Raw genomic sequence first — 15728 nt, 5'->3', positions numbered from 1 at the left:
AGCCTCTGTTTTTGTCGTTACCATTAGCGCCATGGAAAATTCTGGTCAAAAGATTCTCGTCGTCGACGACGATCCCCGCCTGCGCGATCTGCTGCGCCGCTACCTCGGGGAGCAGGGCTTCACCGTGCTGGTGGCGGAAAACGCCACCGCGATGAACAAACTCTGGCTGCGTGAGCGCTTCGACCTGCTCGTGCTCGACCTCATGATGCCGGGCGAAGATGGCCTGTCGATCTGCCGTCGCCTGCGCGGCGCAAACGATCAGACGCCCATCATCATGCTCACCGCCAAGGGCGAAGACGTGGATCGCATTGTCGGCCTCGAAATGGGCGCCGACGATTATCTGCCCAAGCCCTTCAACCCGCGCGAACTGATTGCACGCATTCACGCCGTACTGCGCCGCCGTGGGCCCGCCGAGATTCCGGGTGCGCCGTCGGAAACGCCCGAAACCTTCGCCTTTGGCGATTTCGTGCTGAACCTGGCCACGCGCACGCTCAAGAAGAACGACGAAGAGATCACGCTCACGACGGGCGAATTCTCCGTGCTCAAGGTGTTTGCGCGCCATCCGCGCCAACCCCTATCGCGCGAAAAGCTCATGGAAATGGCGCGCGGCCGTGAATACGAAGTCTTCGACCGCAGCCTGGACGTGCAGATCTCGCGCCTACGCAAGCTGATCGAGCCTGACGCCAGCAACCCGCGCTTCATCCAGACGGTCTGGGGCCTGGGCTACGTGTTCATTCCTGATGGTGCCAAGTAAGGGCGCCAAGTAACCCCTCTCTTCCGCAACCGACTTGCGCATTCCGCGTCCGGCCGCGCTGCGGCATCTGTTGATCAGTGTGTTTGGTTCGCTGTTCTGGCGAACCTTCATGCTGATCGCTCTGCTCATTGCCATCTCGCTGGGCGTCTGGTTCCAGAGCTTCCGCATTTTCGAGCGTGAACCACGCGCGCAGCAGATCGCCATGCAGGTGGTCAGCGTGGTCAAGCTCACGCGGGCGGCGCTGCTGTATTCCGACCCGGCGCGCCGGCGCTTCCTGCTGCTGGACCTCGTGCAGAACGAAGGCATCAAGGTCTACCCGCGTGAGAAGGAAGACGAGTACCGCGAGCCGCACACCAACCCCTATCTGACGCAACTCGTCCAGCAGGAAATCCGCAACCGGCTGGGTGCCGAAACGGTGATCGCCACGGCGGTCAACGATATTCCGGGCGTGTGGGTGAGCTTCCAGATCGAAGGCGATGACTACTGGGTTGCCATCAGCCCGGATCGTTTCGAGCACGTACCGGGGCTGCAGTGGCTGTGGTGGTCGATGGCGGCGCTGGTGCTGTCGGTGCTGGGCGCGGCATTCATCACCTCGCGCGTGAACCAGCCGCTCAAGCGCCTAGCCGACACGGCGCGCGCCATCAGCGCGGGCGACGACCCGAAAGCACTGCCGGAAGCCGGTGGCACCGAAGTGGCGCAGGCCAATCACAGCTTCAACCAGATGGTGCGCGACCTCAAACAGCTCGAGGCCGACCGCGCCGTCATGCTGGCTGGCATTTCGCACGACTTGCGCACGCCGCTCACACGCCTGCGGCTGGAAACCGAGATGAGCCCCGTCGACGAACAAACGCGCGAGCTGATGGTGGCCGACATCGAGCAGATGGACGCCATCATCGGCCAGTTCCTCGACTACGCGCGCCCGTCCAGTGAGATGCAGGAAGAGGTGGATCTGACCGAACTCGTGCGCGACACGGCACCGGTGTATTCGGCGCACGACGACATCGATCTCACGCTCAAGCTCGCACCGCAGGCCATCGCCCGCTGCAACCGGATGGAGACGCAGCGCATTCTCGACAACCTGATTGAGAACGCACGCCGGTACGGCAAGACGCCCGGCACCGGCCGCGCCGACATCACGGTCAGCACCGTGCTGCAGAACAACGAGGTGGTGTTGTGCGTGGCCGATCGCGGCGCCGGTGTGCCCGTCGATCAGCTTGGGCTGCTCACGCGACCGTTCTACCGGCTCGAATCTGCCCGCAGCGAGGCCAAGGGGGCCGGGCTCGGCATGTCGATCGTCAATCGCATCCTGCAGCGCAGCGGCGGTCGGCTGGTGTTGGAGAACCGCACACCACCGGAAACCGGGCTGGTCGTCAGCGCCTGCTACACGCGCTACTGATCCGCGCCGCTCAGGCACACCCCCTGCTTCCACGGCTGTCATGCGCGGCGACTAGCGTGATCGAATCAGCATGCCCTGCGTATCTGCTATGACGGCCGTTGAGATTATCAACTAGCCGGTTACGAGATCGTCAACCATACTCCAGCCGGCAGGCTGCGCTCTCCCGCCGCCGCGTTCTTCGTCTCTCCGCTCCCCCTCTTCCCATTGCCGGGGCGGCGGCGAGTCTGCGTTTGCAAGCTCTGTTCCCCCACTGCACAACTTCAGGAGGCGCTCATGAAGACCATTGGTGACAAGCTCGAACCGTTCAAGGTCGTCGGCGTCAAGCCGGGGTTCAATCATCACGAGGAAGGCGGCCAGTCGGCGTTCGAAGACATCACCGAGACCTCGTTCCCCGGCAAGTGGAAGATCATCTACTTCTATCCGAAAGACTTCACCTTCGTCTGCCCGACCGAGATCGTCGCCTTCGCCAAACTCAACGGCGATTTCGAAGACCGCGACACCGTCGTGCTGGGCGGCTCGACTGACAACGAGTTCGTCAAGCTCGCATGGCGCCGCGAGCACAAAGACCTCGACAAGCTCAACCAGTGGTCCTTTGCCGACACGACCGGCGCCCTGATTGATCAGCTCGGCGTACGCGAACATGAGGCCGGCGTTGCATTGCGTGCAACGTTTATCGTCGACCCGGACAACGTCATCCAGCACGTGTCGGTCAACAACCTGAACGTGGGCCGTAACCCGGATGAAGTCCTGCGCATTCTCGATGGCCTGCAGACCGACGAGCTATGCCCGTGCAACCGCGCGGTTGGCGGTGCCACGCTGTAATCGCCACGCAAGGCACGCCGAGTCGAAGCCCGCCTTGCGCGGGCTTTCCTTTTTCCAGCCACCGCCGATAGGAGCAGCCGATGGAATTCCTGCAGACGATAAAAGGCTTGATACCCGACTACGCCAAGGACATCCGCCTGAACGTAGACGGCACGATCGCGCGGTCTTCGCTCGAAGGCACGGATGCGGTTGGCGTGGCGCTCGCGGCAGCCTTTGCCGCGAAGAGCAAGGTGCTGACCGAAATCATCCGCAATGCCGGCGTGCTGTCGCCCGAGGAGACGACTGGCGTGCTCACCGCAGCGGCGCTCATGGGGATGAACAACACGTGGTATCCGTTTGTTGAGATGGCCGACGACGCCGACCTGAAAACACAGCGCGCCGAACTCCGCATGAACGCCTACAGCAGCCACGGCGGCATCGACAGACGGCGCTTTGAACTGTATGCCCTGGCAGCGTCCATCGTCGGCAAGTGCCATTTCTGCGTGAGCTCGCACTACAAGCTGCTCAGGGAGCTGGGCATGAGCACGCAGCAATTGCGCGACGTTGGGCGCATCGCTTCGGTCATCAACGCGGCAGCCATTGTGATTGCGACCGAATAGACCATCACGCTCCACAAACGAAAACGGCAGCGCCGGAGCAATCCGGGCTGCCGTTTTTCGTCAAGCGACACTTCAGTCTTGATCGGCGGCTTCCGCACGGTAGATCAGTACGATGGCCTGCGCGACGATGCCCTCTTCCTTGCCTTCGAAGCCGAGCTTCTCGTTGGTCTTGGCCTTGACGTTACAGCGCTCGGGCGCAATGCCGAGGTCTTCTGCCAGGTTGGCAACCATGCCCGGCACGTGCGGTGCGAGCTTCGGCTTCTGTGCGATGACGGTGGCGTCGACATTGCCTACGGCATAGCCGGCCTTGCGCACGCGCTGCACGGCTTCACGCAGCAGCACGCGACTGTCGGCGCCCGCAAAGGCGGGATCGGTGTCAGGAAAGTGCCGGCCGATATCGCCCAGGCCAGCGGCACCGAACAGCGCGTCTGTAATGGCGTGCAGCAATGCATCGGCATCGGAATGGCCGAGCAGGCCGCGCGTGTGGGGAATGTCCACACCGCCGAGAATCAGCTTGCGGCCTTCTACCAAGGCGTGTACGTCGTAGCCCTGGCCAATGCGGATATCCATCCAGTTCATGCTTGCGATGCCTCGTGAGGTTTGTCTTGTGCGCGCAGCGCGAGGATAGCCTCGGCCAGCGCGAAATCGTCGGGGTACGTCACCTTGAAGTTGCGCAGCGCGCCGGGCACCAGCAACGGCTTGTGGCCAGCCGCCTCAATGGCACTGGCCTCATCGGTAACGATGCGTTGTTGCGCCAGTGCCTCGCGCAACGCACGCTCCAACAGGCCAAGTGGAAACATCTGCGGTGTTTGCGCTTGCCACAGGCCATCACGCTGTACCGTGGCACCGATGTGCTGCTCGGCGTCTGCACGCTTGAGCGTATCGGCCACTGGCAGCGCGAGGATGCCACCGACGGCCTGCGAGCCCTCACCCTCCACCGCGGCGACCAACCGCGCAATCAGCGCAGGTGTCAGACCTGGGCGGGCGGCATCATGCACAAGCACCCAATCGTCGTCGTGCGCACCCAGCCCGCGCAACGCTGCCAGCCCATGCATGACCGACGCGTGGCGCGAATCACCGCCGCAATCCACTTCGACCAGCCTGGGTGCATCGAAACCGCCATCGGGAAAACGCTGCACGAGCGGTTGTGCGCCCGGCGTCGTCACGATCAACACAGAATCGATCTCGGGGCTCCCCAGAAAGGCTTGTGCGGTGTGCCACAACATCGGCCGCCCGGCGATCGCCTGATATTGCTTGGGCAAATCGCCGCCGGCGCGCGAGCCGGTGCCGGCTGAGGGAATCAGCGCAAAACGGCGTCGGCCTGGGCGGGAAGGTTCGGACATGGAGTGCAAAAGATAAGCGTGGATGCGGCGTTTGCACGGTTTTTGAGCCGTCACCAGCATGTAATTCGCGCGGATTTTATAATAGCGGCCAGTGTTAGGGCCTGTCGTCACGAGAAACGTGCGCGCGTTGACCCGAGCCGGGGCCAGCTACGCGAAGGGCAACGCCGCAAAGGGTCACTCCCTTTGCAAGGTGCCCGACAAAGTAGATGGCCCCGGATCGGGTCAACCCGGAGGGCAAGGGTAATTTGGGCCGCATGGCGTCGTTGCGGCCGGCTTGCTTGGAGTGACCAAGCGGCGCCGCCCACGCCTAGCCCTGCGACCCAAATTAGCCTTGCGCGCGCACGTTTCTCGTGACGACAGGCCCTATGACACCCCGCCTGCAAACGCCGGCGGGGTGTCATGCTTTGCCTTGCCGACCGGTCCTACAAGAACCCGACGTCTCCCATGTCCGATTTCTCGCTTTCTGCCCTGCCCGCCGTCAAACCGGGGGCGCGCTTCGTCTTCAGCGGCCTGCAAGGCGCGGCAGATGCCCTGCTGCTTGCACGCTACCTGGAGCAGCATCGCGCTGCCGTACCCATGCTGGCGGTGGTCTGTGCCAACGCCGTTGACGCCCAGCGCCTGGCGGAAGAGCTGCGCTGGTTTGCCCCGCAAGCGCGCGTAAAGCTGCTGCCGGACTGGGAAACGCTGCCGTACGACAACTTCTCGCCGCACCAGGACTTGATCTCCGAACGGTTGGCCACGCTGCATGACCTGCAGAACGGCGCGTGCGACATCCTGCTTGTGCCGGCATCGACGGCGTTGCAGCGCATCGCGCCGCCGTCGTTCCTGGCGGCCTACACGTTCTTCTTCAAGAAGGGCGAAAAGCTCGATGAGGCTGCGCTCAAGGCACAGTTCACGCTGGCCGGCTATGAGCATGTCAGCGCCGTCATGCGCCCCGGTGAATACTCCGTGCGCGGCGGATTGATCGACCTCTTCCCGATGGGTTCGCCGCTGCCGTATCGGCTCGACCTGTTCGGCGACGAGATCGAGACCATCCGCTCCTTCGACCCCGACACCCAGCGCAGTCTCTACCCCGTAAACGAAGTGCGCCTGCTGCCAGGCCGCGAGTTCCCGATGGATGAGGCCTCGCGCACCGCCTTCCGCGGACGCTGGCGCGAGGTGTTCGAAGGCGACCCGACGCGCTCGCCCATCTACAAAGACATCGGCAACGGCGTGCCCTCGGCCGGCATCGAGTACTACCTGCCGTTGTTCTTTGAAGAGACCGCCACGCTGTTCGACTATCTGCCGGGCGCCACGCATCTGGCTTTCGTCGGCGACATCGAAAGCGCGGTGCGCCGCTTCTGGGCCGACACCACGCAGCGCTACAACTTCATGCGCCACGACCGCGAACGGCCGTTGCTGGAGCCCGGCGCGTTGTATCTGGATGAGGAAGCGTTCTTCGTGGCGGCCAAGCCGCATGCACGTCTGGTGTTGCGCGCGGAGCCTGGCGATGCGCCGCTCTCGCTGCCGCTGCCAAACGTTGCTGTCAACCGCCGCGCAGAAGACCCACTGGTCAACCTCGAAGCGTTCCTGATGCGTGGCAACTGCCGCGTCATGATCTGCGCGGAATCCGCCGGCCGCCGCGAGACGCTCGCGCAGATGTTCGCCGCCAGCGGTTTGCACCCGGAAGGCGTGGCCGACTATGCCGACCTGATAAGCAGCGACGCCAAATTCGTGCTGGGCGTGGCACCGCTGTACCAGGGCTTCATCCTCGGCGACGAACGCATCGCCATCATCACCGAGACAGAGCTGTACGCACAGACCACGCGCCGCGCCGGTCGCCGCAAACAGGAGCAGGCCACCGCCGTCGATGCCATGGTGCGCGACCTGGCCGAACTGAAGATCGGCGACCCGGTGGTGCACAGCGAACATGGCATCGGCCGCTACCAAGGGCTCATCTCCATCGATATGGGCAACGGTGAGGAGGAGTTCCTCCACCTCGACTATGACAAGGGCAACAAGCTCTACGTGCCGGTGCACCAACTGCATGTGATCTCGCGCTACTCCGGCGCCGATCCGGAAACCGCGCCGCTGCATTCGCTCGGCTCCGGCCAGTGGGAGAAGGCCAAGCGCAAAGCTGCGCAGCAGATTCGCGACACGGCGGCAGAGCTGCTGAACCTGTACGCGCGCCGTGCGCTGCGCCAAGGCTTTGCCTTCCCGCTCACGCCCGAGGACTACGTCAAGTTTGCAGAGAGCTTCGGCTTTGAAGAAACGCCCGACCAGGCCGCCGCCATCGCCGCCGTCATCGCTGACATGACCTCGGGCAAGCCGATGGACCGCCTCGTCTGCGGCGACGTCGGCTTCGGCAAAACAGAAGTCGCCTTGCGCGCCGCGTTCGTCGCAGTCATGGGCGGCAAGCAGGTCGCCATTCTCGCGCCGACCACGCTGCTGGCCGAGCAGCACTACCAGACGCTGGTCGACCGCTTTGCTGATTGGCCGGTGCGCATTGCCGAGATTTCGCGCTTCAAGAACAAGAAGGAAATCGACGGCGCCATCGAGGCCATCAACGCCGGCACCATCGACATCGTGATCGGCACGCACAAGCTGCTTTCGCCGGACGTGAAGTTCGACCGGCTGGGGCTCGTCATCATCGACGAGGAGCACCGCTTTGGTGTGCGTCAGAAGGAAGCGCTCAAGACGCTGCGCGCCGAGGTGGACGTGCTCACGCTCACCGCGACGCCGATCCCGCGCACGCTGGGCATGGCGCTGGAAGGCCTGCGCGATTTCTCGGTAATTGCCACCGCGCCGCAAAAGCGCCTGGCCATCAAGACCTTCCTGCGCCGCGAAGAAGACGGCGTGCTGCGCGAGGCAATCCTGCGTGAGTTGAAGCGCGGCGGGCAGGTCTACTTCCTGCACAACGAAGTCGAGACCATCGAGAACAAGCGTGCCAAGCTGGAAGAGCTGATTCCGGAAGCGCGCGTGGTGGTCGCCCATGGCCAGATGCACGAGCGCGAGCTGGAGCGCGTGATGCGCGACTTCGTGGCCCAGCGCGCCAACATCCTGCTGTGCACGACGATCATCGAAACCGGCATCGACGTGCCGACGGCCAACACAATCCTGATCCACCGTGCCGACAAGTTCGGCTTGGCGCAGCTGCACCAGTTGCGCGGCCGCGTCGGACGCTCGCACCACCAGGCGTATGCGTATTTGCTGGCGCACGATCTGGATGGTCTGACCAAGCAGGCGCAGCGCCGGCTCGAAGCCATTCAGCAGATGGAAGAACTGGGTTCGGGCTTCTATCTGGCAATGCACGATCTGGAAATTCGCGGCGCCGGCGAGGTGCTGGGCGACAAGCAGTCGGGCGAGATCTCCGAGATCGGCTTCCAGCTCTATACCGACATGCTCAACCAGGCGGTGAAGTCACTCAAGGCGGGCAAGGAGCCCGACTTGATGGCGCCGCTGGCCGCCACTACCGAGATCAACCTCGGCACGCCTGCCCTGCTGCCCCAGGACTATTGTGGTGATGTGCAGGAGCGCCTGTCACTCTACAAGCGCCTGGCCAACTGCGAGAGCAGCGAGACCATCGACAACATCCAGGAAGAGCTGATCGACCGCTTCGGCAAGCTGCCGCCGCAGGCGCAGTCGCTCATCGAAACGCATCGTCTGCGAATCGCAGCCGTGCCGCTGGGCATCCGCAAGATCGACAAGGGCGCGGAGGCGGTCACGCTGCATTTCATACCCAACCCGCCCGTGGATGCGATCAAGATCATCGACCTCGTGCAGAAGAACCGGCAGATCAAGCTGGCCGGGCAGGATCGTCTGCGCATCGAGAACATCCCGGCTGAGACCGCCGCGCTGGCGCAGACGATTCGCCACGCCATGCGGCAATTGAGCTGATGCGCTAGCATCGCCGAATCAAAAGATAAGGAAACATCATGAGCACCGCTCTCTCTACGCTGGACTGGACCCGCAAGCTGGTCAGTTTTGACACCACCAGCCGCGGCTCCAACCTCGCCCTGATCGAAACCGTGCGCGACTACCTGCGCGGCGTCGGCCTCGAATCGCACCTCTCGCACAACGACGAGGGCAACAAGGCCAACCTGTTCGCCACCATTCCGGCGGCGGATGGCAGCGTACAAGGCGGCATCGTGCTGTCTGGCCATACCGATGTGGTGCCGGTCGACGGCCAGAAATGGGACAGCGATCCGTTCAACCCGGAAGTGCGCGAGGGCAAGCTGTACGGGCGTGGCACGTGCGACATGAAGGGCTTCATCGCGTCATCGCTGGCGCTGGTGCCCTCGCTGTTGCAGGCCAAGCTGCGCGAGCCGGTGCACCTGGCGCTGTCGTATGACGAAGAAGTCGGCTGTGTGGGGGCCCCTCGCATGATCGAAGACCTGATTGCGCGCGGCATCAAGCCTGCCGGCTGCATCGTCGGTGAGCCCACCGCCATGCGCCCCATCGTCGCCCACAAGGGCATCAACGCTTACCGCTGCCGCGTGCATGGCCGTGCCGCGCATTCGTCGCTCACGCCGCAGGGCGTCAACGCCATTGAGTACGCCGCACGCATCATCTGCTTCGTGCGCGATCTGGCGGATGAATTCCGCGCTCAGGGTCCGTTTGATGAGGCGTTTGACGTGCCGTTCACCACGTCGTCCACGGGGCTGATCAACGGTGGGATCGCGCTCAACACGATCCCCGCTCTGTGCGAATTCGTGTTCGAGTTCCGCAACCTGCCGGGCGTGGATGCACCCGCCATCCGCGCGCGCGTGGAGCGCTACGTGCGCGAAACCATCGAGCCCGCCATGCAGCGCGAGCACCCGGACGCCCGCATCGAACTGGCCGAGATCGCCGCGGCACCTTCGCTGGATGCCTCCGAGCAGGCCGCCATCACGCAGCTCGTGCGCGCGCTGACCGAAGACAACGACAAGCGCAAGGTCGCCTACGGCACCGAGGCCGGCTTGTTCCAGCGCGCCGGCATTCCGGCTGTGCTGTGCGGCCCCGGCAACATCGAGCAAGCGCACAAGGCCAACGAATACGTGGAGCTGGCCCAGCTCGACGCCTGCGATCGCTTCCTCGCCAAGGTCGCCCACAGCCTGACTGCGGAGACGGCCACCGTCTGAAATTTGTGCAACGCACGCCTCACCTTATGGTGGGGCGCATTCCTACCGGGGGCTTCGCTACAATAGCGCGCTTCCCCGGCGCATCCTTTCCCCCGTCCTCCCATGCCTGTCGTCCTGCAAAGCCTGTTGCCGCTGTCTACCGGCGATATCGAGTCCGTCCGCAGCCTGTTCGGCACCGCCGCCTTTGAAATGCGCGCGCCCAACGTCGCCGCCATCGAATGGGTGCACGAGTTGCCCAGCGAATTGCGCGTCCAGCTCGACGCCATCTGCGCCAACCTGAAGCTGGACTACGCATGGATTCCCGACGAATGGACGTTCGGTGATTTCCGCGTGCTGGCGATGGACATGGATTCCACGCTCATCACCATCGAATGCATCGACGAGATTGCCGACTTCTGCGGGCTCAAGCCACAGGTGGCCGCCATCACCGAAGCGTCGATGCGCGGTGAGATCAAGGATTTCAACGAGAGCCTGACGCGCCGTGTCGAGCTGCTCAAGGGCCTGGATGCGAGCGTGCTGGAGCGCGTCTACAACGAGCGTCTGCAACTCTCCCTGGGCGCAGAAAAAATGCTCAAGGCCGTGCAGGCTATGGGCATCCGCACGCTGCTGGTGTCGGGTGGCTTCGAGTTCTTCACCTCGCGCCTGCAGGAGCGCCTGGGGCTGGACCGCACGCGCGCCAATACGCTGGAGATCGTGGACGGCAAACTGACCGGCCGCGTGCTCGGCGAGATCGTTAATGCCGACGTGAAGGCGCAGACGCTCAAGGCGTTCTGCGAGGACATGGGCGTGACGCCGCATAACGCCATCGCCATGGGCGACGGCTCGAACGACTTGAAGATGATGGGGGTCGCCGGCTTGTCGGTGGCGTTCCGTGCCAAGCCCATCGTGCAGGCGCAGGCCGACGTGGCTTTCAACGTTGTCGGCCTGGATGGGCTGCTGAATCTCCTCCCGCAGCAGTAAGGCACCAACCACCGGTTGAAGAAATCAAAACGGGGCGCAACCTGTGCGCCCCGCTCCATTGCCCTGAAGGCTGCCCCGACCAGGTCAAGCCCGCAGGTGCGTCTCCATTGCCTGCTTCAGATCGGCGATCAAATCGCGCGGGTCCTCCAGGCCGATATACAGGCGCACGAAACCACCCGCGTTCTCCCAATCGGCCGGCGGCCAGGCCGTGGCCGTGCGCATCGACGGGATGTTGTACGGCAGTGCCAGGCTGTTCGCCCCGCCCCACGAAAAGCCGATCGCAAAGTAACGCAGCGCCTCGATAAAAGCATCGATCTGCGCCTGCGAGTAACGCTCGTGCAGCACGATAGAAAATAGGCCGCTGGCACCGGTAAAGTCGCGCCTCCAGTTCTCATGGCCCGGGCAATCGGGCAGCGCCGGGTGCAGCACGCGCACGGCCTCGGGCCGCTCGGCCAGCCATTCGGCCACTTCGCGCGCGTGGGCGTCGTGCGCAGCCAAGCGCGTCGGCAAGCTCGGCATGCCGCGCAGCACGAAATAACAATCGTCCGCCGACACGCCCCACCCCATGCGCATCCGCGTGGCCAGCAGCTTGTGGTGCAGCGCCTCGTCGTTGGTGATGGTGGCGCCCATGAGCACGTCGCTGCCGCCGGACTGGTACTTGGTCAGCGCCTGCACGGAGATGTCGATGCCGTGCGCAAACGGCTGGTAGTACACGCCGCCGCTCCAGGTGTTGTCGATCGCCGTGATGGCACCTGCCGCACGGGCCACCTCGGCAATGGCTGTGCAGTCGGGCACTTCCATCGTCACCGAACCCGGTGCTTCCAGCCACACCAGCTTGGTGTTGTGACGGATCAGGTCAGCAATACCGGCGCCGATCATCGGGTCGTAGTAGCGCACGGTGATGCCGAACTGGCGCGCCATCCATTCGCCATGGTCGCGGTTCGGACCGTAGGCATTGTCTGGGATCAACACGTCGTCGCCAGACTTGATGAGCGCGAAGTACACCAGCGAAATCGCCGCCAGGCCCGAGGGCAGCAGCAGCGCATGCGAACCGCCTTCGATCTGCGCCAGCGCCTGGCAAAGCGCGTCGGAGGTCGGCGTGGCATGCAGGCCGTAACGCCAGTGCACCACACTGCCGCTACCGAAAGCACGCATATCGGCGAGGTTCTTGAACACCACGGTCGAGGCGCGATGTGTGGCATGCGAGAACGCGGCAAAACCCGGCGGGACATTCAGGTCCGGATGCACAGCCAGGGTTGCGGGAAACTTGGGCGGGAGCTTGGTATCGTCGTTCACGAAAGATTCCTGGTGAGTGGCGTACGTGCAGCCGATTTGGCGGATTGGTGCTGCGGGCAACTGACCCGGCAGCTTACCAGTGCGCGCTGGATCGCGCGGGATTGACTGGCGGCAGCACCGGTGCCGGGGCGATCTGCCCAGGTGCGGCGGGCACCAGTGGCCTGGCTGGCGTCACTGCATTGCTGTTGGCGGCGGCATCGTACGGGGGAATCACCACCACGGCGACCGGCCGCAGCACAAACGGCAGCGTACTGCCGCCGTGTGCGACATCCGTCCAGGTGCCATGCACGATGCCGCGCGTGTCGATGGCGCCTTCCCATGTGCCGGTGACGTTCGTACCGTCGTCGGACTCTTCCATCAGGAAGCCGCCGTTTTCATATTCGCCCGTCACAAGGCGCACGCCCGGGCCTTTGCCCGCTGTGTACTCGCCGTGGACGCTGTCGATCTCACCGGGTTTGCGGCCGAGGCGCATGTGGATCGGCACATCCCCGATGACACCGGTATAGACGGGATATTTCGCGTAGTCTGGCTGGGGCTGCAGCACCTGAGGTTGGGCCGTCTGGGCGGAGAACCCGTTACCGGCCTTGGCAGCACGTCGCTTGTCGCCATCCGCGATGGCACGGTTCAGACCGAGGTCGCCCGGCTGCACGTTGGCGCCGCCGGTCGACACGTCATAACCGTTGTTGGCAGCCGGCGTCTGGGCAGACGCCGTTGTCACACCTATGGCGCCCAGGGCCAGCACCAGTGCGAGCAATGCGCCGGCCGGCCCTGTCGGGCGCGCAATCAGAAGAAAGCGTTCAGATGCGTTCGAACACCGCCGCAATGCCTTGTCCTCCACCAATACACATGGTCACCAGTGCGTAGCGACCACCAATGCGCTGCAGCTCGTGCAGCGCCTTCACCGTAATCAGAGCGCCCGTTGCGCCGATCGGATGGCCGAGCGAGATGCCCGAGCCGTTCGGGTTGACCTTGGCCGGGTCCAGACCGAGTTCCTTCGTCACCGCGCAAGCCTGCGCAGCAAACGCCTCGTTGGCCTCGATCACGTCCAGATCCTTGACCGACAGGCCGGCACGCTCCAGCGCGCGGCGCGTCGCCGGCACCGGGCCGATCCCCATGATCTTCGGATCAACGCCAGCATGGCCGTACGACACCAGGCGCGCCAGCGGCTTCAGACCACGCGCCTCGGCCACCGAACGCTCCATCAGCACCAGTGCCGCGCCAGCATCGTTCAGGCCCGAGGCATTGCCCGCCGTAACCGTGCCGTTTTCCTTGGCGAAAACCGGCTTGAGCTTGGTCATGTCGTCGATGGTCGCGTCGTGGCGGACGTGCTCATCGGTATCGAACTGGATGTCGCCCTTGCGTGACTTGATCGTCACCGGAACAATCTGGTCCTTGAAGTAGCCGGCCTGGATGGCGCGCGAGGCGCGCTGGTGCGATTCCAACGCGGTCTGGTCTTGCTGTTCGCGGCTGATGCCGAATTCGCGGGCGACGTTTTCCGCCGTCACACCCATGTGGATGGTGTGGAACGGGTCGTGCAGCGCGCCGAGCATCATGTCGACCATCTTGGCGTCGCCCATGCGCGAGCCCCAGCGGGCCGCGGGTGCCAGGTACGGCGCGCGGCTCATGCTCTCGGCACCACCGGCGATGGCGATATCAGCGTCACCCAGCAGAACGGTCTGCGCAGCGTTGACTACAGCCTGCAGACCGGAGCCGCACAGACGGTTGACGTTGAACGCAGGCGTCTCAGCCGACACGCCGCCGTTCACAGCCGCCACGCGCGAGAGGTACATGTCGCGGGGCTCGGTGTTGATGACGTGGCCGAACACCACGTGACCGACCTCTTCGCCCTTCACACCGGCACGGGCGAGCGCCTCGCGCACGACCAATGCACCCAGTTCGCACGGCGCCACATCCTTCAGGCTGCCGCCAAACGTCCCGATTGCGGTACGAACGCCGCTGACCACCACCACTTCACGTGCCATTGCTGTCTCCATGCAATTGAAAATTGAATGGCGGTCAGTATAAACGCACGACCGTTCGCAAAATTTTAGGTAAAACTACGTAAGCTCACCTGGCCTGCCTCAAACTTCGCCCCACAGGTCGTGGCCGTCGGCGCCGGTGATCTTGACCGACACGAAATCGCCCGCCTTGTAGCGCTTGTATGGCTTGGACGGCGGCGCGATGTAGACCAGACCGTCAATTTCCGGTGCATCCGCCGACGAACGGCCAATGCCGCCTTCCTGGTTCACCTCGTCCACCAGCACGCGCAGCGACTTGCCCACCTTGCGTTGCAGACGGCGGGCCGACACGCGTTCGGCCACTTCCATGAAGCGCGCGCGGCGCTCTTCGCGCACCTCATCGGGCAGCGCGCCCGGCAGGTCGTTGGCGGTCGCACCTTCCACCGGCGAATAGGCGAAGCAGCCCACGCGATCCAATTCGGCTTCGGCGATGAAGTCGAGCAGCGTCTGGAATTCTTCTTCCGTCTCGCCCGGGAAACCTGCGATGAACGTGCTGCGGATGGTCAGCTCCGGGCACACCTCGCGCCAAGCGCGGATGCGATCGAGCGTTTTCTCGGCATTGGCCGGGCGCTTCATGCGCTTGAGCACATCCGGATGGGCATGCTGCAGCGGCACGTCGAGGTACGGCAGCACCTTGCCCTCGGCCATCAGCGGCATCACTTCGTCCACGCTCGGGTACGGGTAGACGTAGTGCAGGCGCACCCAGGCGCCATACTGCGAAGCCAACTCGCCCAGTGCAGCTACCAGCTCGGTCATGCGCGTCTTGAGTGGTCTGCCATTCCAGAAGCCTGTGCGGAATTTGACGTCGACGCCGTAGGCGCTGGTGTCCTGCGAGATGACGAGCAGTTCCTTCACGCCGGCCTTCAACAGGTTTTCTGCCTCCAGCATCACTTCCGCCACCGGGCGCGAGACCAGGTCGCCGCGCATCGACGGGATGATGCAGAAGCTGCAGCGATGGTTGCAGCCCTCGGAAATCTTCAGATATGCGTAATGCTTGGGCGTGAGCTTGATGCCTTGCGGCGGCACGAGGTCGATGAACGGATCGTGCGGCTTGGGCAGATGCGTGTGCACCGCCTCCATCACTTCTCCCAGCGCGTGCGGGCCTGTCACGGCCAGCACCTTCGGGTGCACGCTGGTGATGATGTCCTGCCCGGCGGCGTCCTTCTTGGCGCCCAGGCAGCCGGTGACGATCACCTTGCCGTTCTCGGCCAGCGCTTCGCCAATGGCATCCAGGCTTTCCTGCACCGCCTCATCGATGAAACCGCAGGTATTGACGACCACCAGGTCAGCCCCGCCATATGTACCGGAGATCTCATACCCCTCCGCGCGGAGCTGGGTAATGATCTGCTCGGAATCGACCAAAGCCTTTGGGCAACCAAGCGAAACGAAGCCAACTTTCGGGCTCTGGGTACTAACGTCGGACATGGGGACAACCTGATGT

At 64.0% G+C, this 15728-nt stretch carries 13 protein-coding genes; 7 read left to right on the top strand and 6 right to left on the bottom strand.

All coding sequences use genetic code 11. The features are described 5' to 3' along the window. Positions 1 to 31 precede the first annotated feature (31 nt). The 4 genes from ompR to F7R11_RS09775 all read left to right on the top strand — a co-directional run bounded on the left by ompR (position 32) and on the right by F7R11_RS09775 (position 3571). Entirely contained in the window at positions 32 to 754 is a 723-nt protein-coding gene (ompR, locus tag F7R11_RS09790) for an osmolarity response regulator transcription factor OmpR (protein ID WP_004627064.1), read from the top strand. 34 nt (positions 755 to 788) lie between these two features. Continuing rightward, the gene (locus F7R11_RS09785; RefSeq protein ID WP_021194603.1) at positions 789 to 2150 is read left to right on the top strand and encodes an ATP-binding protein; all 1362 of its coding nucleotides are present in this window, start codon (positions 789 to 791) and stop codon (positions 2148 to 2150) included. A 273-nt stretch (positions 2151 to 2423) separates the two neighbouring features. Continuing rightward, positions 2424 to 2972: a peroxiredoxin gene (locus tag F7R11_RS09780; protein WP_064802939.1), complete on the top strand. Its 549-nt coding sequence runs from the start codon at positions 2424 to 2426 to the stop codon at positions 2970 to 2972. Between the two features lie 80 nt (positions 2973 to 3052). Then, complete coding sequence (locus F7R11_RS09775; RefSeq protein ID WP_064802937.1) at positions 3053 to 3571, top strand: carboxymuconolactone decarboxylase family protein; 519 nt, start codon at positions 3053 to 3055, stop codon at positions 3569 to 3571. 72 nt (positions 3572 to 3643) lie between these two features. On the opposite strand, the gene ispF is transcribed toward F7R11_RS09775, so the two are convergent. Together ispF and ispD are read right to left on the bottom strand one after the other, a co-directional pair. Next, the gene (gene ispF, locus F7R11_RS09770; RefSeq protein ID WP_064802934.1) at positions 3644 to 4150 is read right to left on the bottom strand and encodes a 2-C-methyl-D-erythritol 2,4-cyclodiphosphate synthase; all 507 of its coding nucleotides are present in this window, start codon (positions 4148 to 4150) and stop codon (positions 3644 to 3646) included. After that, positions 4147 to 4914 carry a 2-C-methyl-D-erythritol 4-phosphate cytidylyltransferase gene (gene ispD / locus F7R11_RS09765; RefSeq protein ID WP_064802932.1) on the bottom strand — a complete coding sequence of 256 codons (768 nt, stop codon included), beginning with the start codon at positions 4912 to 4914 and terminating at the stop codon, positions 4147 to 4149. The genes ispF and ispD overlap by 4 nt, the downstream gene beginning before the upstream one ends. Positions 4915 to 5358: 444 nt before the next feature. On the opposite strand from ispD, the gene mfd reads away from it, so the two are divergent. The 3 genes from mfd (at position 5359) to serB (ending at position 10973) form a co-directional block, all read left to right on the top strand. Continuing rightward, positions 5359 to 8790, top strand: coding sequence for a transcription-repair coupling factor (gene mfd, locus F7R11_RS09760; RefSeq protein ID WP_064802931.1), 3432 nt, complete (start codon positions 5359 to 5361; stop codon positions 8788 to 8790). Between the two features lie 38 nt (positions 8791 to 8828). After that, positions 8829 to 10013 carry an acetylornithine deacetylase gene (gene argE / locus F7R11_RS09755; protein WP_064802930.1) on the top strand — a complete coding sequence of 395 codons (1185 nt, stop codon included), beginning with the start codon at positions 8829 to 8831 and terminating at the stop codon, positions 10011 to 10013. Positions 10014 to 10115: 102 nt separating this feature from the next. Beyond that, positions 10116 to 10973, top strand: coding sequence for a phosphoserine phosphatase SerB (gene serB, locus F7R11_RS09750; RefSeq protein ID WP_064802929.1), 858 nt, complete (start codon positions 10116 to 10118; stop codon positions 10971 to 10973). A gap of 84 nt (positions 10974 to 11057) precedes the next feature. Here serB and F7R11_RS09745 read toward each other — a convergent pair whose 3' ends face one another. The 4 genes from F7R11_RS09745 to rimO form a co-directional block, all read right to left on the bottom strand. After that, positions 11058 to 12269, bottom strand: coding sequence for a cystathionine beta-lyase (locus F7R11_RS09745; protein WP_064802928.1), 1212 nt, complete (start codon positions 12267 to 12269; stop codon positions 11058 to 11060). 73 nt (positions 12270 to 12342) lie between these two features. Further along, entirely contained in the window at positions 12343 to 13092 is a 750-nt protein-coding gene (locus F7R11_RS09740; protein WP_064802926.1) for a hypothetical protein, read from the bottom strand. After that, positions 13067 to 14251: a beta-ketothiolase BktB gene (gene bktB / locus F7R11_RS09735; protein WP_021194613.1), complete on the bottom strand. Its 1185-nt coding sequence runs from the start codon at positions 14249 to 14251 to the stop codon at positions 13067 to 13069. The genes F7R11_RS09740 and bktB overlap by 26 nt, the downstream gene beginning before the upstream one ends. 99 nt (positions 14252 to 14350) lie before the next feature. Beyond that, positions 14351 to 15712 (bottom strand): 30S ribosomal protein S12 methylthiotransferase RimO, encoded by a 1362-nt coding sequence (rimO, locus tag F7R11_RS09730; RefSeq protein ID WP_031329281.1) that lies wholly within the window; start codon positions 15710 to 15712, stop codon positions 14351 to 14353. Positions 15713 to 15728 lie beyond the last annotated feature (16 nt).

Source organism: Ralstonia insidiosa (assembly GCF_008801405.1).
Lineage (GTDB): Bacteria > Pseudomonadota > Gammaproteobacteria > Burkholderiales > Burkholderiaceae > Ralstonia > Ralstonia insidiosa.
The sequence above is the reverse complement of the archived record's forward strand: the minus strand, read 5'-3'. Positions and strand labels throughout refer to the sequence as shown.